This is a genomic window from Micromonospora sp. NPDC049151 (assembly GCF_040648395.1).
Classification (GTDB): Bacteria; Actinomycetota; Actinomycetes; order Mycobacteriales; family Micromonosporaceae; genus Micromonospora.
Genome location: NZ_JBEZDP010000014.1, coordinates 1 through 23352, shown reverse-complemented (window position 1 = coordinate 23352; position 23352 = coordinate 1). Strand labels below are relative to the sequence as shown.

Sequence of the window (23352 nt, the reverse complement as noted above, 5' to 3'; positions counted from 1 at the left end):
CGCGGCGAGGCGAGTCTCACGTTTTCGAGTAGGGAGAACCCCACCCCGAAGAGGCCCGCGTGCGGGATGGGTCGGCGGGGCACGCGCCCATAGCCTCGAACCATGACCGCCGTACCACTGGCCACCGCGCCCACACCGCTGTCCCCCGTTCACGGGCTCCTGCGCCGCCTCGCCCGCGACTCCACCTACGTACTGGTGGGTTTCCCGCTGGCGATCGTCAGCTTCGTGCTCGCGGTGGTGGGGATCGCACTGAGCGCCGGGCTGCTGGTGACCACGCTCGGACTGCCGATCCTCGCCGGCTTCCTCTACGCGGCCCGGGGACTGGCCGACATCGAGCGGCTCCGGCTGGCCGGGGTGCTGGACCGGCCCCGGGTACGCCCGGTCTACCGCACGCCGGAGCCGGGCGCGCGGTTCTGGCGGCGGGTGTTCACCCCGATCCGGGACGCGCAGTCGTGGCTCGACCTGCTGCACGCGTTCGTCCGGCTGCTGGTGGCGGTGCCCACGTTCGTGCTGCTGGTGGTCTGGTGGGTGCTGGCGCTGGGCGGCACGCTCTACATCACCTACGACTGGGCCATCCCGCGCGGCGTCGACGACCAGGACCTGAGCCAGCTCCTCGGGATGGGTGACGGCGCGGGGGCGCGGATCACGCTGAACACCGCTATCGGGCTGTTCGCCCTGTTCACGCTTCCGCTGGTGGCGCGCGGCTGCGCCCGGCTCCAGGCCGGGCTGGCGTACTCGCTGCTCACCGGCGTGGCCGAGATGCGGCAGCGGATCATCACGCTGGAGGAGCAGAAGCGGGCCGCCGCCTCGGCCGAGGCGGTCGCGCTGCGCCGCCTGGAACGCGACATCCACGACGGCCCGCAGCAGCGGCTGGTCCGGCTCGCCATGGACCTCGGCCGGGCCCGCCACCAGCTCGCCGCCGACCCGGAGGCGGCCCGGCAGACGCTCGACGAGGCGGTCGCGCAGACCCGGGAGACGCTCGACGAGCTGCGCGCCCTGTCCCGGGGCATCGCGCCGCCGATCCTGGTCGACCGGGGCCTGCCCAGCGCGCTCGCCGCGCTCGCCGCCCGCGCCCTGGTGCCCACCGAGCTGACCGTGGACGACGACCTGGGCACCGCCGCCGGGCGGCTCGACCCGGGGCTGGAGAGCACCGCGTACTTCGTGGTGGCCGAGGCCCTGACGAACGTCTCGAAGCACAGCCGGGCGACCGCCTGCCGGGTGGAGGTCACCCGGAAGGTGGGCCGGCTGGAGATCACCGTCGCCGACGACGGCGCGGGCGGCGCGCACCTGGCCAAGGGGCACGGGCTCAGCGGCATCGCCGACCGGGTCCGGGCGGCGGGCGGCACGCTGGCGGTGGAGAGCCCGGCCGGCGGCCCGACCCGGATCCACGCCGAACTGCCGAGGTGAGCCGGGCCGCCGCGCGTGACGCGGCGCGCGCCCGGCATCCGGGCCGCCGGGCGGGTGCCGGGTCGGGGCGTGATAGACACCGGACCCATGCGGGTGGTGATCGCGGACGACGCCGTACTGCTCCGGGAGGGGCTGGTCCGGCTGCTGACCGAGTACGGGCACGAGGTGGTGGCGGCCGTCGGTGACGGTGTCGCGCTGGTCGAGGCGGTGGTGGCGCACCGGCCCGACGTCTCGGTGGTGGACGTGCGGATGCCGCCGTCACACACGGACGAGGGGCTGCGCGCCGCGGTGGAGGCCCGCCGCCGGGTGCCGGGTACGCCGATCCTGGTGCTGTCCCAGTACGTCGAGGTGTCGTACGCCGACGACCTGCTGGACACCGCGGGCGGGACCGGCGGCGGGATCGGCTACCTGCTCAAGGACCGGGTCGCCGCGATCGACGAGTTCCTGGACGGCCTGGCCCGGGTGGCCGCCGGCGGCACGGTGCTCGACCCGGAGGTGATCAGCCAGTTGCTGGTCCGGCGGCGGCGCGACGACCCGCTGGGATCGCTGACCCCGCGCGAGCGCGAGGTGCTGGCGCTGATGGCCGAGGGCCGCTCGAACACCGCCATCGCGCGGACGCTCGTGGTGAGTGACGGCGCGGTCGAGAAGCACGTCCGCAACATCTTCACCAAGCTCGACCTGCCCCCGGACGCGACCACCCACCACCGCCGCGTCCTGGCCGTCCTGGCCCACCTGCGCGCCTGACCGGGCCGGTCAGGCCAGCGTGCGGGCCAGTGTCACCGCGTCGGTGAGCGTGTCGGCGGCCGGGTGGCCGCTGTCGCGCAGCCGGTCCGGGTCGGAGAGGCCGCCGGTGTAGAGGACGCAGCGGGCGCCGACCGAGGCGGCCGCGTCGGCGTCGTCGAGCGAGTCACCGATCAGCACCACCTCGTGCCCGCCCAGCCCCAGCTCGGCCAGGTGCTTCTCCAGCCACTCGGCCTTGTGCCCGCCGCCGACAGTGGCGCGCAGCCCGTCCACCCGGCGGAAGTGCGGGGTCAGCCCGTACGTGTGCACGGTCGGCACCAGCTCGTCGTGGAACCACATGGACAGCAGGGACTGGCTGCCCTCCCACGCCTCGATCGCGGCGGTGGCGTCGGCGGCCAGGGCGCAGGTGGTGAGCCCGGCCCGGTACGCGTCGTGGAAGACCCGGTCCAGCGTCCCGAACGACTCGGCGTCCACGGCCCGGCCGAGCATCTCGGCGTAGTAGTCGGCGATCGGCCGCCGGAACCGCACCCGGTGCTCGGCCGCGGTGACCGCCGGCCCGCCGGCGCTGGCGAAGGCGACGTTGGTGGCCCGGACCACCAGGTCGAGGTCGTCGAGGAGCGTTCCGTTCCAGTCCCACACGAGGTGGCGTCGCATACCCGTCACCCGAGCACTCTAAGGCTAGAGCTGCGGCGTGGTCAGATCGCGCAGCAGCCGGTCCTCCTCGACCCGCCAGTAGCCGTGCTCCTTGCCGTCGAGCAGCACCACCGGCAGCCGGTCGCCGTAGTCGCGCTCCATCTCCAGGTCGCCGGTGACGTCCCGCTCCACCCAGCGGTCGCCGGTGACCGCCACCACCCGGTCGAGCGCGGCCTTCGCGTCGTCGCACAGGTGGCAGCCGGGCCGGGTGATCAGGATGAGCCTCGGGTCACTGGACATCGGTTACCTCCGTGCGGATCTCGGTCGGCGGCGCCGGCGACGGGACGCGGGCGCCGGGCGCGGCTCGGCCTTGCGCGCCTTCCCGGTCGCCGGGTGCGGCGGGCTGCCGACGAACTCGACTGCGGTCGGGCACTCGAACCGGGCCAGGTTACGCGCGCGGCGGGCGCGCCGTGTCCGCCGGGCCATGCCGGACACGCCCGCCGGGTCCCCCGCACGGGACTGCAATTGCCGTAGCGTGGGATTCCCTGCCACGGGACGAGGATCTCCACAGGTGTCCGGCGGACAGCCCGAGATGAGCCCGCCGCACCACCCCCGCGACACGCCGAGCGAAAAGAAAATCGGCTCCGACCAGGACTTTCCACTGCGGACCAGGTTCCGGCGCGAAAGTCAACCACGCGCGACGGACAACTGGTCCGCCATGTGTGCGACCTGGCGGGAAATACTTCCGCTCTGTGTAACGGACTTGCCACGCGTGGGTGACGTTGGCCCTATCATCACTCGGGTCGGCTCACCCCATTTGCCGTGAGTCGACACCCCTCAGCCCGAGGAGGCCCCCGTGCCGTTGAGCGCATTGGACCAGCACCTCAAGGGGATCTGCCGCGCGTCGGCACGTCCCGACCCGGCCGTGCCCGACCGGGTGCCACCCGGTCCTCCGGCGCCACCATGGCCCGCGGCACGGTCACTGTCCGCTCGGACCGGGGAGGCGCGGTGACCACCTTCGGGTACGCCGAACGACCATCCGGTGTCACCGGCCCGGCCCAGCGCAACCCGCTCAACGAGCGCGCCGACCCCGGCCCCCGGGGCGCCGACGGCCAGCTCGCGGTCCGCGGCGAGGGCTGGCGGGCACGCAGCCGCGCGCACCACACGAACGAGGCGCCACCGAGACCCGCGGCGCCCGGCGGCAACGCGAAGCCCGCGACCGGCCGCCTGGGCAGCCCTACCCGCCCGGCCATGCCCGCCCAGGCGCGACGCGGCGACGCGGCGACCGGGAGTGAGCCGTCCGCCGCCGAGACCGCGATCCTGCCGGCGGTGACCACAGGCGACACCGCCGTCCTGCCGGCCGTGCCGGCCGCCGCGCCCACCACCGGCTTCCCCAGCCGCCCCGACCCGTCCGACCCGGCGACCGAGGTGTGGACGCTCGTCGAGCGCGCGCAGGCGGGCGAGTCCGAGGCGTTCGGGCTGATCTACGACAGGTACGTGGACACCGTCTTCCGGTTCGTCTACTTCCGGGTCGGCAACCGCCAGCTCGCCGAGGACCTCACCTCCGACACGTTCCTGCGGGCGCTCAAGCGGATCGGCAGCTTCACCTGGCAGGGGCGCGACCTCGGCGCCTGGCTGGTCACCATCGCCCGCAACCTGGTCGCCGACCACTTCAAGTCCGGGCGCTACCGGCTGGAGGTCACCACCGGTGACGTCCTGGACGCCGACCGGGAGGACCGCGGGCCGGAGGGCAGCCCGGAGGCCGCGGTGGTGGAGCACATCACCAACGTCGCCCTGCTCACCGCCGTCAAGCAGCTCAACCCGGAGCAGCAGGAGTGCATCGTGCTGCGTTTCCTCCAGGGCTTCTCGGTGGCCGAGACGGCCCGCGCCATGGGCAAGAACGAGGGCGCCATCAAGGCCCTCCAGTACCGGGCGGTCCGGGCGCTGGCCCGGCTGCTGCCCGACGGTTTCCACTCCTGACCTGTCGTACCCTCCCGGCGCACGGACGCCGGGCGGTGTCGCATGCCCGACGTGCCCGCTCGCCCCTCACTCCCGGTGATTTCTTCCGCCGTCCCGGCCGTAACCGGCGACCGGCGCGGTCCGTTTCTCCGGGTGCGACCAGTGGTTGTCCCGGCGTCCCCCGGGCCACCCGGTCCGGCGGGTCAGGTCGGCCGTCCCGGTCGGCCCTGGGCCACACGCTGCCACCGGTCGCTGGTGACGACGACGGCCGTCCGGCCGTGACCAGCGAGAGGGGGTGCCGCGGTGGACAGCGACCTCTTCTCCCGTCGGCGAGCCGAGCGCTTCGCGCAACTCCTCGACGAGGCCAACGGCGGGCGCCGGCACCACGTCCGGTCCAGGGCGGACGACGAACTCGCCGCGCTCGTCGAGGTGAGCCGCCGGCTCACCGCAGACCGGCCCGACGTCGAGGTGGACGCCGAGTTCCGTACCGGCCTGCGGGCGATGCTCGTGGCCACCGCCGAGCGCGAGGGCGTCGGTGCCCCGGCCAAGACCGCCACCACCGGTGTACGCGGCACGCTGCTGCCCGCCATCACCGGCCGCCGGGCGCGGGCCCGGGGAGCGATCCTGGTCGGCGTGGCCGCCGGGGCGATAGCCCTCTCCGGCATCTCCGCCGCGAGCGAGAACGCGCTGCCCGGCGACGCCCTGTACGGCATGAAGCGCTCCACCGAACGCGCCCAGCTCGCGCTCGCCAGCTCGGACATCGGCCGTGGGCAGCTCTTCCTCGACTTCGCCCGCACCCGGCTCGACGAGGCCGCCTCGGTGCGCGACGACCGCGTCGGCTTCAGTGCCGTCCTGGACGACATGGACGCGGACACCCGCCAGGGCGTACGCCTGCTGACCACTGTCGCCGCGCAGCGCTCCGACCCGACGGCGCTGGACGCGGTGGACACCTTCCTGGCCGGCCAGCGCCGGGTCGTCAGCGGCCTGCTCGACCGGCCCGACCACGCCGACCGCGAGCGCACCCGCCGCTCCCTGGCGCTGCTCGACGCGGCGGGCAAGCGCGCGGACGCGCTCCGCGAGGCGATCGCCTGCGGGCTGCCCGCACCGCGGGCCAGCGACACGCTCGGGCCCGCTCCGGCCACCTGCCCGGCCGACCGCTGAGCGGCGGACGCCTACCGCGCCACACTTCTCCCGGCGGGCACCCGGCCGCCACACGGTGCCGGATACGCTCGACGAGGAGGGCGCACGCCGTCGTCGAGGCAGGGAGGTCACCGTGGCCGGAAGCCGGAAGGTGACCGTCAGCACCGACGCGCACGGGCACACCGCGGGCTGGTCGGAGACCCCGTCGGCACCGGCGACCACAGTCACGCCGGACCCGACCGCCGCCGCGTTCTTCGACGTCGACAACACGATGATGCAGGGCGCCTCGATCTACTGGTTCGCCCGCGGGCTGGCCGCCCGGAAGTACTTCACCACCGGTGACCTGGCCCGGTTCGCCTGGCAGCAGGCGCGGTTCCGGCTGCTCGCCACCGAGCACGCGGGCGACATGTCGCAGGCCAAGGAGGCGGCGCTCGCCTTCGTCCAGGGCTGGCGGGTGGACGACATCGAACGCCTCGCCGACGAGATCTTCGACGAGCTGATGGCGCCGCGCATCTGGGCCGGCACGCGCCGCCTGGCCCAGCGTCACCTCGACGCGGGCGAGCGGGTCTGGCTGGTCAGCGCCGCCCCGGTGGAGATCGGCCGGGTGATCGCGGCCCGGCTCGGCCTGACCGGCGCGATCGGCACGGTGGCCGAGGTGGTCGACGGCGCGTACACCGGGCGGCTGGTCGGCGACCTGATGCACGGGCCGGCGAAGGCCGAGGCGGTCACCCAGCTCGCCGCCGTGGAAGGGCTGGACCTGGCCCGGTGCGCGGCCTACAGCGACTCGGCGAACGACCTGCCGATGCTCTCCGCCGTCGGCCGTGCGGTGGCGGTCAACCCCGACCCGGCGCTGCTGCGGCAGGCCCGCGAGCGGGGCTGGGACGTGCGCGACTTCCGCACCGGGCGGCGGGCCGCACGCATCGCCGTCCCCTCCACCGCGGCGGCCGGGCTGCTCGCCGGAGCGGTCACCGCCGGCCTGGCGCTGCACCGGCGCCGCCACCGCGACGCCTGAACCGGCTCAGGGGCCGAACGGGTCCGGCCGGCGTTCGAGCAGCTTGTGCAGCGTCTGCTGGATCGTCTCCCGCACCTGGTCGGCGAGGTTGAACACCACAAGCGGGTCGTCGGCGGCGTCCCGCAGGTGCGCGGTCGGGATCGGCGGGCAGAACTCGATCAGCCACTTGCTCGGCAGCGGCACCATGCCCAGCGGCCCCAGCCAGGGGAACGTCGGCGTGACCGGGAAGTACGGCAGTTTGAGCAGCCGGGCCAGCGGCTTGATGTCGGCCAGCATCGGATAGATCTCCTCGCCGCCCACTATCGCCACCGGCACGATCGGCGTGCCGGTGCGCAGCGCGGCGGAGACGAACCCGCCCCGGCCGAAGCGCTGGAGCTTGTAGCGGTCGGCGTAGAGCTTGCCGACGCCCTTGAAGCCCTCCGGGAACACGCCCACCAGTTCGCCGTTGCCGAGCAGCCGCTCCGCGTCCGGGTTGCACGCGACGGTGCCGCCGGTCTTGCGCGCTATCTCCGAGACGACGGGCATCCGGAAGACCAGGTCGGCGCCGAGCAGCCGCAGGTAGCGGTGCGCCGGGTGCCGGTCGTGCAGTGCGGTGGAGAGGATCAGCGCGTCGAGCGCCACAGTGCCGGAGTGGTTGCCGACGACCAGGCCGGCGCCGTCGGCGGGCACGTGCTCGAGGCCGGTGACCTCGGTGCGGAACCAGTCCCGGTAGAGCAGCCGGACCAGCGGGTGGACCACCGCGTCGGTCAGGTCGGGGTCGAAGCCGAACTCGTCCACCTCGTAGTCGCCGGCCAGCCGCCGCCGCAGGAACGCCAGCCCCTTGGCCACCCGGCGGTCCCACTGGTCCCCCGGCCGGTCGGCCACCGCCGGCCCCGACGGCGCGGCGTCGGTCGACGCCTCGTCTGCGGGTGCCTGCGGCGCGACGGCCTTCTTCGCCACGGCCTTCTTGGCGACCGTCTTCTTCGCCACAGTCTTCTTCGCGGCCTGGTGCGGCGTGGCCGGGCCCGGAATGCCCGCGCTGGCGGCGACGCCCGGCTCGTCGGCGGAGGTGTCCGGCTCGTCCGGCGGCGTCGCCGGGCGGGCGGACGGCGCGGTCACCCGCCGGTGCCCGTTGCGCCGCGCCGGCTCCGCGCCCGGATCCGGCAACTCCAGCGGTACGTCGTAGCGCGCGTCACGCCGCTCGTCGGGGCTGCTCACGAACGCTCCCGTACGGTCGACCGGACCTGCCTGATGCTCTCCAGCACCAACTGCTCGGCGGCGGCCAACTGATCGCGGGTGACCACGACGCCGCCGTGGTGGGCGCGGATGAAGTCCTCGAACGCGGCGGCGGTCGAGCGGGGCGTGAAGCCGTACTCCCGCTCCAGTCGGCTGGTGTCCACCACCCGACCGTGCACGAAGAGGTCCACCTGGTCCAAGCCGTACCGGCCGAAGCCCAGACTGCGGGCCACTGCGGCGACCCCGGCCAGCCCCGGTTCCAGCACCGGCACCGCCACCCGACCGGCCCGGCGGATCGCCTGCGACAGCGACAGCACCCCCGGCCCGGCCACGTTGTAGGTGCCCGGGTGGTCCTCGGCGACGGACCGGTGCAGCACCTCCAGCGCGTCGTCGAAGTGCACGAACTGCAGGCGCGGGTCGCGGCCGAAGACGGTGGGCACCACGGGCTGCGAGAAGTAGCGGGTGAGCGTGGTGTCGGCGGCGTACCCGATGAACGGCGCGAACCGCAGCACCGTCGCGGTGACGTCGGGACGGCGGCGGCGGAACCCGCGGACGTACCCCTCGATGTCGAGTATGTCGCGGCCGAAACCGCCGCGCGGCACCTCGCGCGGCTCGGTCTCCTCGGTGAAGACGGCCGGATCCCGGAACGACACCCCGTACGCGGCGGTGGACGAGCGGACCACGAGCTTGCGCAGCCGGGGCGCGCGCTGCGCGGCGGCGAGCAGCTGCATGGTGCCGATGACGTTCTGTTCCTTCATCCCCGCCCGGCCGCCCTGCTGCGGGTCGGGGGCGCTGACCAGCGCCAGGTGCACCACCGTGTCGACGTCGAGGTCGAGCAGGAGGCCACCGAGCGAGTCGAGGTCCAGGCGGATCCGCTCGACGTCGGAGAGCAGGTCGGCCAGCTCGGGGTTGGGCGGCGCCGGGTCGACGCCGATGACGCGCTCGATCCGCTCGTCGGCGGCGAGCCGGGCGGCCACGTGGGCGCCGAGCCAGCGACCGACCCCGGTCACGACGACGACCCCCGGGGCACCGGAGGTGTCACCGGGGGTCATGTCGAGCGCCTAGCGCGGCAGGCGGGATCGAGCCGGGACGTCCACGGCCTGATCACCTGAGCCTCCGAGGGTCGACAGTTGGCAAGTGGTGCCGGGTGCCGGGCCGGAGCCCGGCCCGGTCACTTGCCGAGACGGCGACGCTGGACGCGGGTCTTGCGCAGCAGCTTGCGGTGCTTCTTCTTAGCCATGCGCTTGCGGCGCTTCTTGACCACCGAGCCCATACGACAGCCTTTCGATGCAACGTGCGGGGCGGACCGGAGAACACCACCGCGAGGTGGCATCCTGACCGCTTGCGGACAACGGACCGGACCAGCGTGGTGGGCAGGGCACACCAGAGGGCGATCACGGTCGTGGTCCAGCCTAACCGGAGTGCGTCAGCAGGACCAACGCGCCCCCGTCGATGCCCCTTTCGTCGCACTCGGGCGGACCGGGCGCCGAGGGCTCAGGCGGACTCCTGGAAGGCGCCCCTGAGGTATTCGTGCACGGCGTGCTCGGGCACCCGGAACGACCGGCCGACCCGCACCGCGGTCAGCTCACCGCTGTGCACGAGACGGTAGACGGTCATCTTGGAGACCCGCATGACCGTCGCCACCTCGGCGACGGTCAGGAACCTGACATCCGACAGTCGTGCGTCGGACTGCGACCCGGCCATGGCTCACCGACCCATTCCCGTGCCCGGCGCGTGTCACCGGGCAGGTGCTTCCGCCTCGACGAGCGACGCGCGTGTTACCAGTACGGTAGCGGGACGGCTGTGACCTGCGCGATCCCTTCCACCCTTTGATCATGGCGGGACAGCCGTTCACCCGATGTCCACCAGGGCTTTTTCGCCCGGACGGGTGTCTCGTCCGAATCCGCTACCGGTGTTCACTCGGCGCGCAGCGCCACCACCGGGTCGAGCCGTCCGGCCCGCTGTGCCGGCACCACGCCGAAGACGATGCCGACCGCCGCGGAGACGCCGAACGCCAGCGCCAGCGACCACCAGGTGATCGCCGCCGGGATCGGCGAGAACGCGTCCACGAGCAGCGCGGTGCCCACGCCCAGCGCCATCCCGGCCAGGCCGCCGACCGAGGTGAGCAGCACCGCCTCCAGCAGGAACTGCACGCCGATGTCGCGAGGGCGGGCGCCCACCGCCTTGCGCAGGCCGATCTCGCGGGTCCGCTCGCGTACCGAGACCAGCATGATGTTCGAGACGCCGACGCCGCCGACCAGCAGCGAGATGCCCGCGATGGCGGCCAGTACGCCGGTCAGGACGCCCAGGATGTCGCCGAGCACACCGAGGATCTGCCGCTGGGTGACGGCGCTGAACTCGGTGTCCGGGTGCCGGCGGGACAGCTCCGCGACGATCCGGTCGCCGAGTTCGTCGATCCGTTCCCGGTCCGGTGCCTTGACCGCGATGCCGTCGATGCGCTGCGTGCCCCAGAGCCGTTGCGCCGCCGTCACCGGTACGTGCACCTCGTCGTCCCGGTCCACGCCGAGGCTCTGCCCGAGCGGGGCGAAGACGCCGATCACCCGGAACCGCACACCGGCCAGCGTGACCTGCTGGCCGAGCGGGTCACGGTCGGGAAAGAGCGCCCGGGCCACCGAGTCGCCGAGCACCGCCACCCGGCGGCTGGTGTCCACGTCCGCCCCGGTGAGGTAGCGGCCCCGCGACAGCGACCTGGTGAACACCGACGGGGTGGTCTCCAGCACGCCCTGCACCGTGGTGAAGTCGGACCGGTTGCCGGCCCGCGCGGTCGCGCCGGAGGCCACCGTGACGGCGACCCGGCCGGGGTCGCCGACCACCCGGGAGACCGCGTCGGCGTCGCCGAGGTCCAGCGGCGACACCACAGGCGCGTTGCCCACCTCGATCCGGCCCGGCACCACCAGCAGCAAATTCGATCCGAGTCCTTCGACCTGCTGCTCGACCTGCTGTTTCGTGCCGGTGCCGATGGCCACCAGGATCACCACCGAGGCCACCCCGATGATCACCCCGAGCATGGTGAGCAGGCTGCGCAGCCGGTTGGCCCGCAACGCGTCCGACGCCACCCGCCACGCCTCGGCAAGCCTCATCCGGCGCCGCCCTGTCGGCGGCGGCCCTCGGGCGGTAGGCGCTCCTCGGCCCGCGGAAGGCGCCCGGTGGCCCCGATGGCGCCACCGGGGCCACCGGACGGGTGCCCCGGGCCGCTTCCGGACGCGGACCGGGGCTCCGCGCTGGGAGCGGGGTCCAGTGTCGCAGGTCCGCCGGATCCGTCCGACAGCGGTCGATCATGAGCGCTGTCGGACCGGATCAGCCCGTCCCGTACCGCTATCCGCCGGTGTGCCCGGGCGGCCACCTCCTGGTCGTGGGTCACCATCACCAGCGCCACCCCGGACTCGGCGTTCAGCCGTTCCAGCAGCTCCAGCACCGCCTCGCCGGTGGCGCTGTCCAGGTTGCCGGTCGGCTCGTCGGCGAGCAGCACCGCCGGTTCGGTGACCAGCGCCCGGGCGATCGCCACCCGCTGCTGCTCACCGCCGGAGAGCTGGTTGGGCCGGTGGTGCAGCCGGTGGCCGAGCCCGACCCGGCCCAGCATCGCCGCCGCGCGCTCCCGCCGCTGCCGCGCCCCGACACCCCGGTAGACCAGGGGTAACGCCACGTTGTCCACTGCCGACGTACGGGCCAGCAGGTGGAACGCCTGGAACACGAAGCCGATCGTCTCGTTGCGCAGCGTCGCCAGCTCCGGCGCGGTGAGCGTGGTCACGTCCCGCCCGCCGATCACCAGCCGGCCGCCGCTGGGCCGGTCCAGCCCGCCGAGCAGGTGCATCAGCGTCGACTTGCCCGAGCCGGACGGCCCGATCACCGCCACGTACTCGCCCTGGTCGATGGTGAGCGACACCCCGCGCAGCGCGGACACCGACACCCCGTCCAGCTCGTACGTGCGCCAGACGTCGACCGCCTCGACCGCCGGTACGGTCACGGCAGCTCCTGGCCGTCGCGCACCTGGTCGGCGCCGCGCACCACCACCCGGTCACCGGCCCGTACGCCGTCGACGATCTGCACCAGGTCCTGCCCCTGCACGCCGACCGTCACCGGCACCCGGTCGGCCCGGCCGTCGCGCAGCACCCAGACCGCGTCCCGCCCGTCGGCGGAGAACACCGCCGACGCCGGCACCGCCACCGCGTCGGCCGCCTCCCGCACCCGCAGCCGCACCACGGCGTTCATGCCGGGGCGGGGCGCCGGCGCGGCCTCGGCCTCACCGAGGCGGCCGGCGCCCAGGTCGAGCCGGACCCGGTAGGTGACGCCACCCCGGGCCGAACTGCTCGGCAGCACGTCGACCGACCGCACCGTCGCCTCGTACGTCGCGCCGGTCACCGCGTCCAGCTCGACCGACGCGGGCACCCCGGCCCGGACCAGCAGCACGTCGGTCTCGTCCACCTCGGCGAGCAGGCCGAGCCGGCCGATGTCCACGACGGTGAGCACCGGGGTGCCGGCGGTGACCCGGCCCCCGGCCGGAATCGCGTCGTCAACGCCCGGCGGCGGACCGCCCTGCCCGCCACCGCCCAGCGCCGACGGGTCGAGACCGGGCACTCCGGCGCCACCCGCCGCACCGAGCAGCCCGGCCAGGTCGGCCGGCGCCGCCGACCGGGTGCCGCCCGGCTGCACCACACCGGCGATCGGGGCGCGCAACGTCAGCGCGTCCACAGTCGCCTTCGCCAGGTCGTACGCCTGCTGGGCCTGGAGTCGTTGCGCGGCCGACAGCGCGCCGACGGCGCTGTTCAGGCCGGCCACCCCGCGCTGCACCTGCGCGACGGCCCGGTCGGCGGCGCGGGCAGCCGACTCGTACTGTCGCTGCGCCGACTGGACCTGGAGCAGCAGCGCCGCGCGTACCCGCGGGTCGCCGACCCTGCCGGCGGCGGTGCGGGCGGCGGCGAACGCCTCGTCGGCGGCCCGGTCGGTGCCGCGCCGGCTGCCGCCCAGGTCGCCGGTGCCGGTGCCCCGCCCGGCCCGCTTCGCCGCGCGCAGCGCGTCCCGCGCCTTCGCCAGGCGGTCCCGGGCCGACGGCGAGTCGATCACCGCGAGCACCTGCCCCCGGGCCACCCGCTGTCCCGGCTGCACCCGCAGGCGGGACAGCGTGCCGTCGGCGGGTGCGGTGAGGGTGGCCGCGGCTCGCGCGGTGACGGTGGCCGGAGCGTCGATCACCTCGCTCACCGGCGCGCGGGAGACCTGGGCGACTGTCACCGCCGGGGCGTCGTCGCCGCAGGACGCGGCGGTCGTGCCGGTCAGCGCGACGACGGCGAGCACCGCGGTGACGAGACGGGGGCGGCGGGCCGCGGGCAGCCGCGGCGAGGAGGTGCGGGCCACCCGGCCCATGCTACGACCCGTCGACAGACGTCGACGTGTCAGCCGACCACGCCACGCACATAGGCCACGCAGTCGTCGTGCAGCATCGACCACGGGTCGCCGAACACCTCGTCGGCGGCCTGCGCCGGGGACCGGCCCTGGTGCACGACGGCCCGGTAGAAGTCCAGCATCCGCTGTTCGCCGTACCTGTCGACCAGATGGCGTACGGCCAGGTAGCTGACGCCGTAGGCACCGCCGACCCGGTCGTCGCCGGCGTCGTCGGCGGGCGCCACCGCGTCCAGCCGCCCGGACCACCCGCCGCGCAGCAGCTTCCGCACCTCGGCCAGGCCGTCGTAGCGGTGCACGGGCTGGCCGTCGGCCCCGGCGTACTCGGCCAGCCCTTCCACCAGCCACCAGTCCGCGCGGTCGGCGTAGCCCCGGTCGGGCAGCGAGGCGGCATGGGTCAGCTCGTGGCGGAGCAGGTCGTCGATGCCGGCCGGGGTGACGATCTGGGCGTTGAGCACAACGTCGTGCCGTCCCCCGCCGACGCCCACCGCGTACCCGGCGGTCCACTTCGGCCGGCCGCCGCCGTACCAGCGCTGCCACTCGCCCTTCCCGGCGTAGTAGACGAGATACCGGTCCGGCGGCGTCCCGCCGATCGCGTACCGGTCGGCGGCCAGGGCGGCGGTCTCGGCCTGGGCGAGCAGGCCGGGCAGCCGGCGCCGCTGGGCGGGCGTGGTGGCCACCACGACCCGCTTGCCGACCGCCACCGCGAGGTCGCTCACCTGCCACGGGCGCACGCCCGCCGGGTCCGTGGCGGACGGGTCCACGGCGGCCAGCCGGGGCTCCTCCCCCGTCAGCCGCCAGCGCGTGCCGAGTTCCACCGTGCTCGGCGCGCAGTCGGGCACCACGAAGCAGTAGCCGACTGTGACCACGAACCGCCACTCCCCCGGCTTGCCGTCGACCGCCGCCGGCACCCCGTCGGCCGTCGACCGCCAGGTGGTGACGCGCAGCGCCCGCAGCGCCTCGTACCGGCGGGTCAGCCCCGCCCGGGCCGCCGGTTCGGCGACCGCGAGGAAGCCGGCCCGGTCCGCGCCGACGAGGGCGGTGGCCTGCCGGTCCAGCAGCGCGAGCATCCGCTCGCCGAGCCGCCGCTGCGCCGCCGTGCCCGGGTCGTCCTTCGCGGCCGTCCGCCCGGCCGCGTCCGGTGGCGGCTCCCGCAGGAGTACGCCGGGCACCGCGCCCGCCACCAGGCCGAGCGCGAGTCCGAGCGCGGTCCAGAGCGCCCACCGCCGTCGTCCCGGCACTGTCCGCGCCGGGTCCGGCTGCGCCGGCGGTACAGGGTACGGCTCCGCGACGGTGACGGGGTACGGCGACGACACCGCAGCCGGTGCCGGTGCCGCAGCCGCAGCCGCAGCCGGTGCCGGTGCCGCAGCCGCAGCCGGTGCCGGTGCCGCAGCCGGTGCCGGTGCCGGTGCCGGTGCGTAGACGGGGACGTCCACCACGACGGGGGCGGCGCTGGTGTCAGCGGCGCTCGCGTCGGCCATGCCGGCGGTGGGACGAGACTCGTCGCCGTCCGTCGCCCGGCCGGGAGGCTGCTCGTCGCCGTCGGTCACCGGCGAAGGGTACGACCAATCGGGCGTTCCGGGAAAGAGCCCCGCCCCGGTTCCGCCGCGCCCCGAGATCTTGGTACGAAAGGGCCCCCAATAGGGGCCGAATCCTTCCAAGATCTCTCAGATCGGGGTGCCTGTCAGCGTCAACGCGGTCTTGTCTGCGGTCCATAGAGCCACCAGGGCGACTCCGGGAACCGCGTGGCCGGCCAAGGTCAGCAGCACGCCGCCGGTGACGAAGCAGGCGGCCTGGACGGCGAGCTTGGCCGGGTCGGGCAACGTCACAGTGGCACGCGGCGAGCAGAACAACCCCCACACCACGGCGATCACCAGCGGCGTCCCGAGCCCCGCCAGCAGGCGTACCGGCCAGCCGGCGCCGAGCGTGAAGCCCCAGTATCCGGCCGAGCCCAGCAGGGCCAGTTCCAGCAGGAAGATCACGCCGAGCAGCAGCGCCTTCATCGGTTCTCCCAGGAGAGGTAGGCACGGTCCAGGCCGGCGACCAGCTCGCCGAAGGAACGGTCGGTGTCGCGGGGCAGCCCGAAGCCGCCTGCCGCCTCCAGCGCGACGAAGCCGTGCACGGCGGCCCGGAACATCCGGATGGCGTCGGTGGCGGCGTCGCCGTCGAGGCCGTACCCGAGCAGGATGGCGCGGATCGCGCCGACCGCGCGCTCCCCGGCGGCCAGGTGGTCGGGGTCGGCCGGGTCGGGTGCGCGCTGGGCGGCCGGGTAGCGGCCGGGGTGCCGCCGCGCGTACTCCCGGTAGGCGGCGGCGACGGCGCGCAACGCGTCGCCGCCGGAGCGACCGGCGGCGGCGGCCGTGAGCACGTCGGCGATCTCGGCGGTGGCGAGCACAGCCAGCTTCTGGTGCAGCGCGTCCGCGCCCCGGACGTGCTTGTAGAGGCTCGGCAGCGCGACGCCGAGCCGGGCCGCGAGCGCGGCAAGGGTCAGCCGCTCGTAACCGACCTCGTCGGCGAGCGCGGCGGCCTCCCGCACCACAGTCGCCGGGGTCAGGCCGGCCCTAGGCACGTGCGGTCACCGCCAGGAACTCGACCAGGTCGGCGGCGGTGGCGTCGGGCTGGTCGGCGTGCGGGTAGTGCCCGGAGTCGGCGACCATCCGGGCCTCGGCCACGGCGAACAGCCGGCGCGCGGCCCGCGCCTCGGCGCCCGGGTCGGGGAAGTCCGGGTCCTTCGTACCCATCAGCACCAGCACCGGGCGGCGCACCTCGGGGGCGCGGGCGGTCCAGTGCGGGTCGGCCGGTGCGATCACGCCGCGCACCGCGGCCATCCGGCCGCGCAGCTTGGCGACCAGCTCCTTGCGGTACGCGGCGTCGTCGGCCGGCCGCCCGCAGGGGAACAGCGTGCGGTGGAACAGCCCGAACAGCCGAGGGCTGCGCAGCACTGCCGCCTGCGCGACACGCATCAGCGGGTTCGGCTTCGGCGTGCCGACGAACGGACTGACCTGCACGAGGCCGCTCACCAGTTCGGGCGCCTCGGCGGCGGCGAAGACCACGGCGGCGGCGCTGGAGGAGCTGCCGACCAGGGTGGCGGGCTCGCCGCCGAGTGCCCGTACCACGGCGAGCAGGTCGCCGCCGACCTGCTCGGGGGCGTACGTGGGCCAGTGCGGGCTGGAGTCGCCGTGCCCGCGTACGTCGACCGAGGCGACCCGGTAACCGGCCGCGACCAGCCGGGGCGTCAGGTGGCGGAAGGCCGCCCGGTTCTCCCCCATGCCGTGCGAGAGGACCACGAGCGGTCCTGACCCGTGCACCTCGTACGCGATCGTGCCGCCGTCCCGCGCCACCTGGCTAACCGTCATAGCCGTGAAGCTAATGGTATTAGCCATCGCCGTCAAGCTTGACCTCAACCCGGGATGAGGTCGCACGATCCCGGGCATGCCGATCACCGCCGACACCCACGTACGCCTCGCCCGCCCGAGCCGCGACCTCGCCACCGCCGAACGGTTCTGGACGCAGGGGCTGGGCCTGGACGTGCTCTACCGGAGCGAGGGCGGTCACGCGGACGAGCACGACCTGGTGATGCTCGGGCTGCCCGGGGCGGGCTGGCACCTGGAGCTGGTCGGCGGCGCGACGCTCGCGGTCGAGCCGCGTCCCACCGGGGAGGACCTGTTCGTGCTCTACCTCGACGGCCCGGCCGACGACGAGCTGGTCCCGAGACTGGAACGGGCCGGCGGGACCAGGGTCTCCGCCGGCCCGTACTGGGACAGGTGGGGCGTCACGTTCGCCGACCCGGACGGCTACCGCCTCGTGCTGTGCACCCGGGCCTGGTCGAACGACTGACTCACTTCTTCGACAGCACCGCGCGGCCGAAGAACGCCAGGTTGGCCGGGCGCTCCGCGAGCCGGCGCATCAGGTAGCCGTACCACTGGTCGCCGTAGGGGACGTACGTCCGCACCGTGTAACCCTCGCCGACCAGGCGCTGCTGCTCCTCCGGGCGGATGCCATAGAGCATCTGGAACTCGAACCGGGCCGGGTCGCGGTCGAACCAGCGGGCCCGGTCCTCCCCGATCGCGATCAGCCGCGGGTCGTGCGTGGCCAGCATCGGGTAGCCGTCGCCGGACATCAGCACGTTCATGCAGCGCACGTACGACTTGTCCACCTCGCGGGCGGACTGGTAGGCCACCGACTCCGGCTCCTTGTACGCGCCCTTGCACAACCGCACCCGCGACCCGGCCGAGGCCAGCTCCCGGCAGTCCGACTCGGTCCGACGCAGGTACGCCTGGAGCACCGCGCCCGTCGACGGGTGGTCCTTGCGCAGCTTCGCCAGGATGTCCAGCGTCGAGTCGGTGGTGGTGTGGTCCTCCATGTCCAGCGTGACTGTGGTGCCCGCCGCGTCGGCCGCCGCGCAGATCGCCCGCGCGTTGTCGTACGCCAACTGCTCGTCGAACATCTGGCCCAGCGCGGACAGCTTCACACTGACCTCGGCGCCCGGGGTGAGCCCGGCGGCGGCGAGGCGACTCAGCAGCGTGAGGTATTCGTCCCGGGTGGCATTCGCCTGCTCCGGGGTGGTGGTGTCCTCGCCCAGGTAGTCGAGGGTGACCGCTTGGCCGTCGGCGACCAGCTCGCGGGTGGCGCGCAGCGCGTCGTCGGTGGCGGCGCCGGCGACGAACCGGCGGACGACGTCCCGGGTGAACGGGGCCGTCGCGACGAGCCGCTCCACCTGGGAAGACCGGGAGGCGGCGAGGATGACGGAACGGAGCATGAGCCGAGCGTAACGCTCACCACCGGACCCCCGCCGGGTACGTCCGAGGCCCGCCCCGCACCCTCCTCCGACCTGGGCCGGGCACCCCCGGCTGGCGAGGATCGGCTACAACGTTCACGTGGATCGACGACACCCCCGGCGCCGGCTCCGCTCGGCCTCCGTGCAGCTCGGCGCGCTGACCGCGCTGGCCCTCGCGCTCTCCGGCTGCAACAACGGTTACGACGACGACGATGACGACTGCGCGCTCGGCCCGGCCGGCGGGGGCGGCGACGTCGTCGCCGTCGCCCAGCGCGTACCGGCGGCGACGGCCACCACCGGCGCGCGCGGCGAGGCGTTCCCGACGACCTCCGCGCTGCCCGAACGCGGCGGCTTCGGCACCCACCTCGCCTCCTGCGGCGGCTGACGTGCGTCGCGAGGCGAGCACGCCGCGCCCCGGCTGGGACGAGACCATCCGGGCCCAGGGCCTGGTGTACGTCGACACCGAGCTGCCCGACGGCGAGATCATGTCGTACTGGGACGAGACGGCGGCGTACGCGTTCACGCTGGACGAGGTGCTCCGGCTGGAGGAGGCCACCGAGGAGTTGCACCGGATGTCGGTGGCCGCCGCCGAGCACGTGGTGGCCCGCAACCGGTACGCCGAGTTCGGCATCCCCGAGTGGGCCGCCGAGGCGGTCGCACGCTCGCTGCGCGAGTCCCCGCCGACGCTCTACGGCCGGTTCGACCTCTGGTACGACGGCAGCGGGCCGCCGAAGATGCTGGAGTACAACGCCGACACCCCGACCGCGCTGGTCGAGGCGAGCATCGTGCAGTGGTACTGGCTGGAGCACACCCGCCCGGACGCGGACCAGTGGAACAGCCTGCACGAACGCCTCGTCGGCGCCTGGGCCAAGATCGGCGCCGGGCTGCACGAGCCGCGGGCGCACGTGCTCTGGTCCTCCGAGGAGGAGTCGGGCGAGGACCAGATCACCGCGGGTTACCTGGCCGAGACGGCCCGCCAGGCCGGGCTGGACGTGACGCTCATGCCGATCCAGCGGGTCGGCTGGGACGGGCGGCGCTTCGTCGACGCCGACGACCGGCCGATCACCACCTGCTTCAAGCTCTACCCATGGGAGTGGATGCTCGCCGAGCCGTACGGGCGGCCGGCGCTCGACCCCGGCACGCCCACCACCTGGATCGAGCCGGCCTGGAAGCTGCTGCTGTCGAACAAGGCGCTGCTCGCGGTGCTCTGGGAGCTGTACCCCGGGCACGAGTACCTGCTGCCCGCGTACCTGGACTCGCCGCGCGGCATGACCGAGTACGTGGCCAAGCCGCTGCTCGGCCGCGAAGGCGGATCGGTACGCATCGTGACCGGCGGCACGGAGATCACCAACCCGGGGATCTACGGCGAGGAGGGCTTCTGCTTCCAGGAGTTCCGCGCGTTGCCCGAGTTCGAGGGCAACCGGACGGTGCTCGGCAGCTGGATCGTGGACGGCGAGTCGGCCGGCGCGGGCGTACGGGAAAGCGAAAGCCTCATCACCGACGGTTACGCGCGGTTCCTGCCCCACTACATCGACGCACCGCGTCTGCCGTGAGTCGTCTACCGTTGGTGTCGTGAACTTCGACGCGTACGCCCGGACCGGGGTCGAGCTCGTCAACGCCCGGCTGGACGACCTCGACGGCCTGCGGGCCCTCTTCCCGGACGAGAACGCCTGGATGCGCGACGAGGTCGCGGAACGGGACCTCGCGATCTTCCGGCGGGCGCAGAAGCGCCTCCGGGACGTCTTCGAATACGGCACCTCCGGCCGGGACAACGAGGCGGTGGCGGAGCTGAACGCGCTGCTGGAGGCGTTCCCGGTGCAGCCGCGCATCTCCGGCCACGACTCCTCCGACTGGCACATGCACGTGACCAGCCGGGGCGCGTCGGTCTCCGCCGAATACCTGGCGGGTGCCGTCTGGGGCCTGTCGGTGTGGCTCTGCGAGTACGGCAGCGCCCGCTTCGGGGTCTGCGCCGACGACCGCTGCGGCAACGTCTACCTGGACACCTCGTCCAACTGCTGCCGCCGGTTCTGCTCCGAGCGCTGCGCCACCCGCTCCCACGTGGCGGCGCATCGGGCCCGCAAGCGGGCCGCGGTCGGCGAGCAGGCCGTACCGGCGCAGCCGCTGTCCCCGGTGAGCTGACCCGCCGCCCGGCCGGGGCGACGCGTCGCGGTCAGACGTCGACAGGCGAGGGCGCGGTCAGGTTCGCCCGGGCGAACTCCAGCGACTCCCGCAGGTCCGCCTCACGGACCGCGCGGCTCTTGGCGCCCCGGGTGGTCACCTCCACCGCCACCGAGCCGGTGAAGCCCCGCCCGGCCAGCGAGCGCAGCATCTCCGCGCAGGGCTGGCCGCCGCGACCCGGCACGAGGTGCTCGTCGCGCCCCTCGCCGGTGCCGTCGCCCAGGTGCACGTGTGCCAGCCCGGAGCCCATCCGGTCGGCCATCGCCATCGCGTCGGTGTGCGAGGCCGCGCAGTGCGACAGGTCGAGCGTGTACGAGGCGTACCCGATCTCGGTCGGATCCCAGCCCGGCGCGTACGGGACGAATTGCCGCCCGGCCATCCGCACGGGGTACATGTTCTCCACCCCGAAGTGCAGCCCACCGAACTGCCCGGCGATGGTGTCGAGCCCGTCGGCGAAGGTGCGCGCGTAGTCACGCTGCCAGGTGAACGGCGGGTGCACCACGACCGTCGGCGCCTCCAGCGTCTCGGCCAGCTCGGCGGCCTTGCGCAGCCGCTCCCACGGGTCGGGGCTCCACACCCGCTGGGTGACGAGCAGGCACGGGGCGTGCACCGACAGCACCGGTACGCCGTAGTGCTCGGCGAGGCCGCGCAGCGCGCCCGCGTCCTGGCTGACCGGGTCGGTCCAGACCATCACTTCGAGGCCGTCGTAGCCGAGTTCGGCGGCGAGCTGGAACGCCGCTGCGGTCCGTTCGGGAAAGACCGAGGACGTGGACAGGAGCACCGGAACGCGGTAGGTCACGCTTTCGAGGGTAGCCCCAACCGCCAGCGAGCATCGGGACGAGCAACCGCAAAACTACCCAGAGCGCTCGTACGGTCACATCGGCGCGAGCTGATCCAGCCGGCGCAGGATCACGCCCTCCCGTAGCGCCCACGGGCAGATGTCCACGCAGTCCACGTCGAGCCGGCGCATCACCGCCTCGGCCACCACCGCGCCCGCGAGGAGCTGGTGCGCCCGCTGCGCGCTGACCCCCTCCAGCTCGGGCAGCTGGGCCGGCGGGATGTGCCTGATGAACCCGAGCACCTGCCGCAGGCCGGTACGGGTCAGGCTGCGCCGAGCCCACAGTCCCGCGCCGGAGGGTGCCGCTCCGGCCAGCCGGGCCAGCGTGCGAAAGGTCTTCGAGGTGGCGACCGGACGCTCCCAGCCCACCGCTGTCAACTGCTCCACCACCGGGTCGAGCTGCGCGTCCACGTACGCCCGCAGTTCCTCCACGGCCTCGGCCGGCGGCGGCGCCGCGCCGGCCGGATCGACGGCGAGCCGCTCCCGGCTGAGCCGCCCCGCGCCGAGCGGCAGCGAGATCGCCACGTCCGGGTGCTCGTCGATGCCGGCGGCCAGCTCCAGCGAGCCGCCGCCGATGTCCATCGCCAGCAGCCGCCCTGCGGACCAGCCGAACCACCGCCGCACCGCCAGGAACGTCATCCGCGCCTCGTCCGCGCCGGAGAGCACCTCCAGGCGTACGCCGGTCTCGTCGCGGACGCGCGCCAGCACGTCGGCGGCGTTCGTGGCGTCGCGGACCGCGCTCGTGGCGAACGCCAGCAGATCCTCGGCGCCCAGCCCGTCCGCCGCCGCCCTGGCCATGCCGACCGCCTTGACCAGGCCGTCCGCGCCACCGACGGTGAGCGCGCCGTCCGGCCCGATCTGCTCGGCCAGCCGCAGCACCACCTTCTCCGAGTGCGCCGGCCAGGGATGCGCGCCGTGGTGGGCGTCCACCACCAGCAGGTGCACCGTGTTGGAACCGACGTCGAGGACACCCAGTCGCATGGGAAAGACCCTAGGGCCAACACGTTTCGTCGGCTCGACGGCCGGGCGGGGTCACCGCGCGTACGCTGGTCCGAGTGACAGGGCAGATCGAGCTTCACGTGCTGGTGGACGACCCCGAGGACCCGCGCAGCCGCGAGGTCGGGCTGGACTTCCCACGGGAGTGGATCGAGTTCGTCGACCCGGCCGACCCGAAGCATGTCGTCCGCGCCGACCTCACCTGGCTCCTGTCCCGCTGGACGTGCGTCTTCGGCCAGGGCTGCCACGGCATCATCGCCGGACGGGCCGCCGACGGCTGCTGCTCGCACGGCGCGTTCTTCACCGACTCCGACGACGAGAAGCGGGTCCGGGCCGCGGTGAAGCGGCTGACGCCGGAGACGTGGCAGCACTTCCGGCGCGGGTTCAAGAACTGGACCGAGAACGACACGGTCGACGGCAAGACCCCGGCCCGGCGTACCGCCACCCGCGACGTGGACGCCCCGTGCGTGTTCCTCAACGACGCCGACTTCCCCGGCGGTGGCGGCTGCGCGCTGCACGCCCAGGCGCTGCGCGACGGGGTGCACCCGCTGGAGTACAAGCCGGACGTCTGCTGGCAGTTGCCGGTACGCCGCGACCAGGAGTGGCACAAGCGGCCGGACAACACGAAGGTGCTGATCTCCACGCTCGCCGAGTTCGACAGGCGCGGCTGGGGCGCGGGCGGGCACGACCTCGACTGGTGGTGCACGTCCTCCACCGACGCGCACGTCGGCACCGACCCGATGTACGTCTCGTACGGCCCGGAGCTGACCGCGCTGATCGGCGCGCCCGCGTACGCGAAGCTCGCCGAGCTCTGCGCCGCCCGGCAGCGCCAGGGCCAGGTCGCCCCGCACCCGGCAAGCGCGTGAAGGCCGGCACCCCGTTCGGGGTGCCGGCCTGTCTCGCTTACTTGTTCCAGTGCTCGGCGACCAGGTCAGCGGCCTGCTGCTCCCACTGGGCGTAGTGGTCGGGGTAGGCCGACACCTGGACGGTCTGGGCGGCCTTGGTCAGCGGCATGTCGCGCCAGCCGTCGACCTGCTTGAG

The 23352-nt window shown here is 74.2% G+C and carries 26 protein-coding genes; 10 read left to right on the top strand and 16 right to left on the bottom strand.

The window, feature by feature from the left end; genetic code table 11:
* Positions 1–102: 102 nt before the first annotated feature.
* A complete protein-coding gene (locus tag AB0B20_RS17680) occupies positions 103–1407 on the top strand; it encodes a sensor histidine kinase (protein ID WP_357389706.1) in 1305 nt (434 codons plus the stop codon).
* An 87-nt stretch (positions 1408–1494) separates the two neighbouring features.
* Positions 1495–2151, top strand: coding sequence for a response regulator transcription factor (locus tag AB0B20_RS17675; protein WP_357389704.1), 657 nt, complete (start codon positions 1495–1497; stop codon positions 2149–2151).
* Between the two features lie 9 nt (positions 2152–2160).
* Here AB0B20_RS17675 and AB0B20_RS17670 read toward each other — a convergent pair whose 3' ends face one another.
* A complete protein-coding gene (locus tag AB0B20_RS17670; RefSeq protein WP_357389737.1) occupies positions 2161–2802 on the bottom strand; it encodes an HAD hydrolase-like protein in 642 nt (213 codons plus the stop codon).
* 24 nt (positions 2803–2826) lie between these two features.
* The gene (locus AB0B20_RS17665) at positions 2827–3081 is read right to left on the bottom strand and encodes a glutaredoxin family protein (RefSeq protein ID WP_013288752.1); all 255 of its coding nucleotides are present in this window, start codon (positions 3079–3081) and stop codon (positions 2827–2829) included.
* 708 nt (positions 3082–3789) lie between these two features.
* Here AB0B20_RS17665 and AB0B20_RS17660 point away from each other — a divergent pair.
* The 3 genes from AB0B20_RS17660 to AB0B20_RS17650 all read left to right on the top strand — a co-directional run bounded on the left by AB0B20_RS17660 (position 3790) and on the right by AB0B20_RS17650 (position 6892).
* Positions 3790–4761 carry an ECF subfamily RNA polymerase sigma factor, BldN family gene (locus AB0B20_RS17660; protein WP_357471781.1) on the top strand — a complete coding sequence of 324 codons (972 nt, stop codon included), beginning with the start codon at positions 3790–3792 and terminating at the stop codon, positions 4759–4761.
* A gap of 282 nt (positions 4762–5043) precedes the next feature.
* Positions 5044–5901: a DUF5667 domain-containing protein gene (locus tag AB0B20_RS17655; RefSeq protein WP_357389700.1), complete on the top strand. Its 858-nt coding sequence runs from the start codon at positions 5044–5046 to the stop codon at positions 5899–5901.
* A 112-nt stretch (positions 5902–6013) separates the two neighbouring features.
* Complete coding sequence (locus AB0B20_RS17650; protein ID WP_357471778.1) at positions 6014–6892, top strand: HAD-IB family hydrolase; 879 nt, start codon at positions 6014–6016, stop codon at positions 6890–6892.
* Positions 6893–6898: 6 nt separating this feature from the next.
* On the opposite strand, the gene AB0B20_RS17645 is transcribed toward AB0B20_RS17650, so the two are convergent.
* The 11 genes from AB0B20_RS17645 to AB0B20_RS17595 form a co-directional block, all read right to left on the bottom strand.
* Positions 6899–7756: a lysophospholipid acyltransferase family protein gene (locus AB0B20_RS17645; protein ID WP_357389735.1), complete on the bottom strand. Its 858-nt coding sequence runs from the start codon at positions 7754–7756 to the stop codon at positions 6899–6901.
* Between the two features lie 329 nt (positions 7757–8085).
* Positions 8086–9159, bottom strand: coding sequence for an NAD-dependent epimerase/dehydratase family protein (locus AB0B20_RS17640; protein ID WP_357389696.1), 1074 nt, complete (start codon positions 9157–9159; stop codon positions 8086–8088).
* A gap of 119 nt (positions 9160–9278) precedes the next feature.
* Positions 9279–9380: an AURKAIP1/COX24 domain-containing protein gene (locus AB0B20_RS17635; protein ID WP_007465623.1), complete on the bottom strand. Its 102-nt coding sequence runs from the start codon at positions 9378–9380 to the stop codon at positions 9279–9281.
* A 221-nt stretch (positions 9381–9601) separates the two neighbouring features.
* Positions 9602–9811, bottom strand: a complete 210-nt coding sequence (locus AB0B20_RS17630; RefSeq protein ID WP_013288759.1) for a helix-turn-helix domain-containing protein — start codon at positions 9809–9811, stop codon at positions 9602–9604.
* A 212-nt stretch (positions 9812–10023) separates the two neighbouring features.
* Positions 10024–11208, bottom strand: coding sequence for an ABC transporter permease (locus tag AB0B20_RS17625; RefSeq protein ID WP_357389694.1), 1185 nt, complete (start codon positions 11206–11208; stop codon positions 10024–10026).
* On the bottom strand, positions 11205–12092 hold the full coding sequence (locus AB0B20_RS17620) for an ABC transporter ATP-binding protein (RefSeq protein WP_357471775.1): 888 nt from the start codon (positions 12090–12092) through the stop codon (positions 11205–11207). The genes AB0B20_RS17625 and AB0B20_RS17620 overlap by 4 nt, the downstream gene beginning before the upstream one ends.
* Positions 12089–13486, bottom strand: a complete 1398-nt coding sequence (locus tag AB0B20_RS17615; protein ID WP_357471772.1) for an efflux RND transporter periplasmic adaptor subunit — start codon at positions 13484–13486, stop codon at positions 12089–12091. Before AB0B20_RS17615 ends, AB0B20_RS17620 begins: the two co-directional genes overlap by 4 nt.
* Before the next feature lie 29 nt (positions 13487–13515).
* Positions 13516–15072, bottom strand: coding sequence for a hypothetical protein (locus AB0B20_RS17610; RefSeq protein ID WP_357471769.1), 1557 nt, complete (start codon positions 15070–15072; stop codon positions 13516–13518).
* 117 nt (positions 15073–15189) lie between these two features.
* Positions 15190–15525, bottom strand: a complete 336-nt coding sequence (locus AB0B20_RS17605) for a YrdB family protein (RefSeq protein ID WP_357389686.1) — start codon at positions 15523–15525, stop codon at positions 15190–15192.
* Positions 15522–16091 (bottom strand): TetR-like C-terminal domain-containing protein, encoded by a 570-nt coding sequence (locus AB0B20_RS17600; RefSeq protein ID WP_357389684.1) that lies wholly within the window; start codon positions 16089–16091, stop codon positions 15522–15524. Before AB0B20_RS17600 ends, AB0B20_RS17605 begins: the two co-directional genes overlap by 4 nt.
* Positions 16084–16878 carry an alpha/beta hydrolase gene (locus AB0B20_RS17595; protein WP_357389682.1) on the bottom strand — a complete coding sequence of 265 codons (795 nt, stop codon included), beginning with the start codon at positions 16876–16878 and terminating at the stop codon, positions 16084–16086. Before AB0B20_RS17595 ends, AB0B20_RS17600 begins: the two co-directional genes overlap by 8 nt.
* 76 nt (positions 16879–16954) lie before the next feature.
* On the opposite strand from AB0B20_RS17595, the gene AB0B20_RS17590 reads away from it, so the two are divergent.
* A complete protein-coding gene (locus tag AB0B20_RS17590; RefSeq protein WP_357471766.1) occupies positions 16955–17359 on the top strand; it encodes a VOC family protein in 405 nt (134 codons plus the stop codon).
* 1 nt (position 17360) lies between these two features.
* Here AB0B20_RS17590 and AB0B20_RS17585 read toward each other — a convergent pair whose 3' ends face one another.
* Entirely contained in the window at positions 17361–18281 is a 921-nt protein-coding gene (locus AB0B20_RS17585; RefSeq protein ID WP_357389678.1) for a proline dehydrogenase family protein, read from the bottom strand.
* Between the two features lie 118 nt (positions 18282–18399).
* On the opposite strand from AB0B20_RS17585, the gene AB0B20_RS17580 reads away from it, so the two are divergent.
* From AB0B20_RS17580 to AB0B20_RS17570, 3 genes are read left to right on the top strand one after another with little or no spacing between them, the layout of a single operon-like run.
* A complete protein-coding gene (locus AB0B20_RS17580) occupies positions 18400–18684 on the top strand; it encodes a hypothetical protein (protein WP_357389676.1) in 285 nt (94 codons plus the stop codon).
* A 1-nt stretch (position 18685) separates the two neighbouring features.
* Positions 18686–19852: a glutathionylspermidine synthase family protein gene (locus AB0B20_RS17575; protein ID WP_357389674.1), complete on the top strand. Its 1167-nt coding sequence runs from the start codon at positions 18686–18688 to the stop codon at positions 19850–19852.
* Positions 19853–19871: 19 nt separating this feature from the next.
* On the top strand, positions 19872–20438 hold the full coding sequence (locus AB0B20_RS17570) for a CGNR zinc finger domain-containing protein (RefSeq protein WP_357389672.1): 567 nt from the start codon (positions 19872–19874) through the stop codon (positions 20436–20438).
* Between the two features lie 31 nt (positions 20439–20469).
* Here the strand turns inward: AB0B20_RS17570 and AB0B20_RS17565 are convergent, their stop codons facing one another.
* Both AB0B20_RS17565 and AB0B20_RS17560 read right to left on the bottom strand, forming a co-directional pair.
* On the bottom strand, positions 20470–21276 hold the full coding sequence (locus AB0B20_RS17565; protein WP_357389670.1) for a sugar phosphate isomerase/epimerase: 807 nt from the start codon (positions 21274–21276) through the stop codon (positions 20470–20472).
* Positions 21277–21351: 75 nt separating this feature from the next.
* Positions 21352–22296 carry a Ppx/GppA phosphatase family protein gene (locus tag AB0B20_RS17560; protein ID WP_357471763.1) on the bottom strand — a complete coding sequence of 315 codons (945 nt, stop codon included), beginning with the start codon at positions 22294–22296 and terminating at the stop codon, positions 21352–21354.
* 74 nt (positions 22297–22370) lie between these two features.
* On the opposite strand from AB0B20_RS17560, the gene AB0B20_RS17555 reads away from it, so the two are divergent.
* Positions 22371–23177, top strand: coding sequence for a hypothetical protein (locus AB0B20_RS17555; protein ID WP_357389666.1), 807 nt, complete (start codon positions 22371–22373; stop codon positions 23175–23177).
* Positions 23178–23352: the final 175 nt, after the last annotated feature.

Coding starts and splice junctions, on each gene's coding strand:
- AB0B20_RS17590 (WP_357471766.1), top strand. CDS start 16,955: ATGCCGATCACCGCCGACACCCACGTACGCCTCGCCCGCCCGAGCCGC.
- AB0B20_RS17675 (WP_357389704.1), top strand. CDS start 1,495: ATGCGGGTGGTGATCGCGGACGACGCCGTACTGCTCCGGGAGGGGCTG.
- AB0B20_RS17625 (WP_357389694.1), bottom strand. CDS start 11,208: ATGAGGCTTGCCGAGGCGTGGCGGGTGGCGTCGGACGCGTTGCGGGCC.
- AB0B20_RS17635 (WP_007465623.1), bottom strand. CDS start 9,380: ATGGGCTCGGTGGTCAAGAAGCGCCGCAAGCGCATGGCTAAGAAGAAG.
- AB0B20_RS17585 (WP_357389678.1), bottom strand. CDS start 18,281: ATGCTCCGTTCCGTCATCCTCGCCGCCTCCCGGTCTTCCCAGGTGGAG.
- AB0B20_RS17560 (WP_357471763.1), bottom strand. CDS start 22,296: ATGCGACTGGGTGTCCTCGACGTCGGTTCCAACACGGTGCACCTGCTG.
- AB0B20_RS17665 (WP_013288752.1), bottom strand. CDS start 3,081: ATGTCCAGTGACCCGAGGCTCATCCTGATCACCCGGCCCGGCTGCCAC.
- AB0B20_RS17595 (WP_357389682.1), bottom strand. CDS start 16,878: ATGACGGTTAGCCAGGTGGCGCGGGACGGCGGCACGATCGCGTACGAG.
- AB0B20_RS17605 (WP_357389686.1), bottom strand. CDS start 15,525: ATGAAGGCGCTGCTGCTCGGCGTGATCTTCCTGCTGGAACTGGCCCTG.
- AB0B20_RS17680 (WP_357389706.1), top strand. CDS start 103: ATGACCGCCGTACCACTGGCCACCGCGCCCACACCGCTGTCCCCCGTT.
- AB0B20_RS17670 (WP_357389737.1), bottom strand. CDS start 2,802: ATGCGACGCCACCTCGTGTGGGACTGGAACGGAACGCTCCTCGACGAC.
- AB0B20_RS17615 (WP_357471772.1), bottom strand. CDS start 13,486: ATGGGCCGGGTGGCCCGCACCTCCTCGCCGCGGCTGCCCGCGGCCCGC.
- AB0B20_RS17640 (WP_357389696.1), bottom strand. CDS start 9,159: ATGACCCCCGGTGACACCTCCGGTGCCCCGGGGGTCGTCGTCGTGACC.
- AB0B20_RS17630 (WP_013288759.1), bottom strand. CDS start 9,811: ATGGCCGGGTCGCAGTCCGACGCACGACTGTCGGATGTCAGGTTCCTG.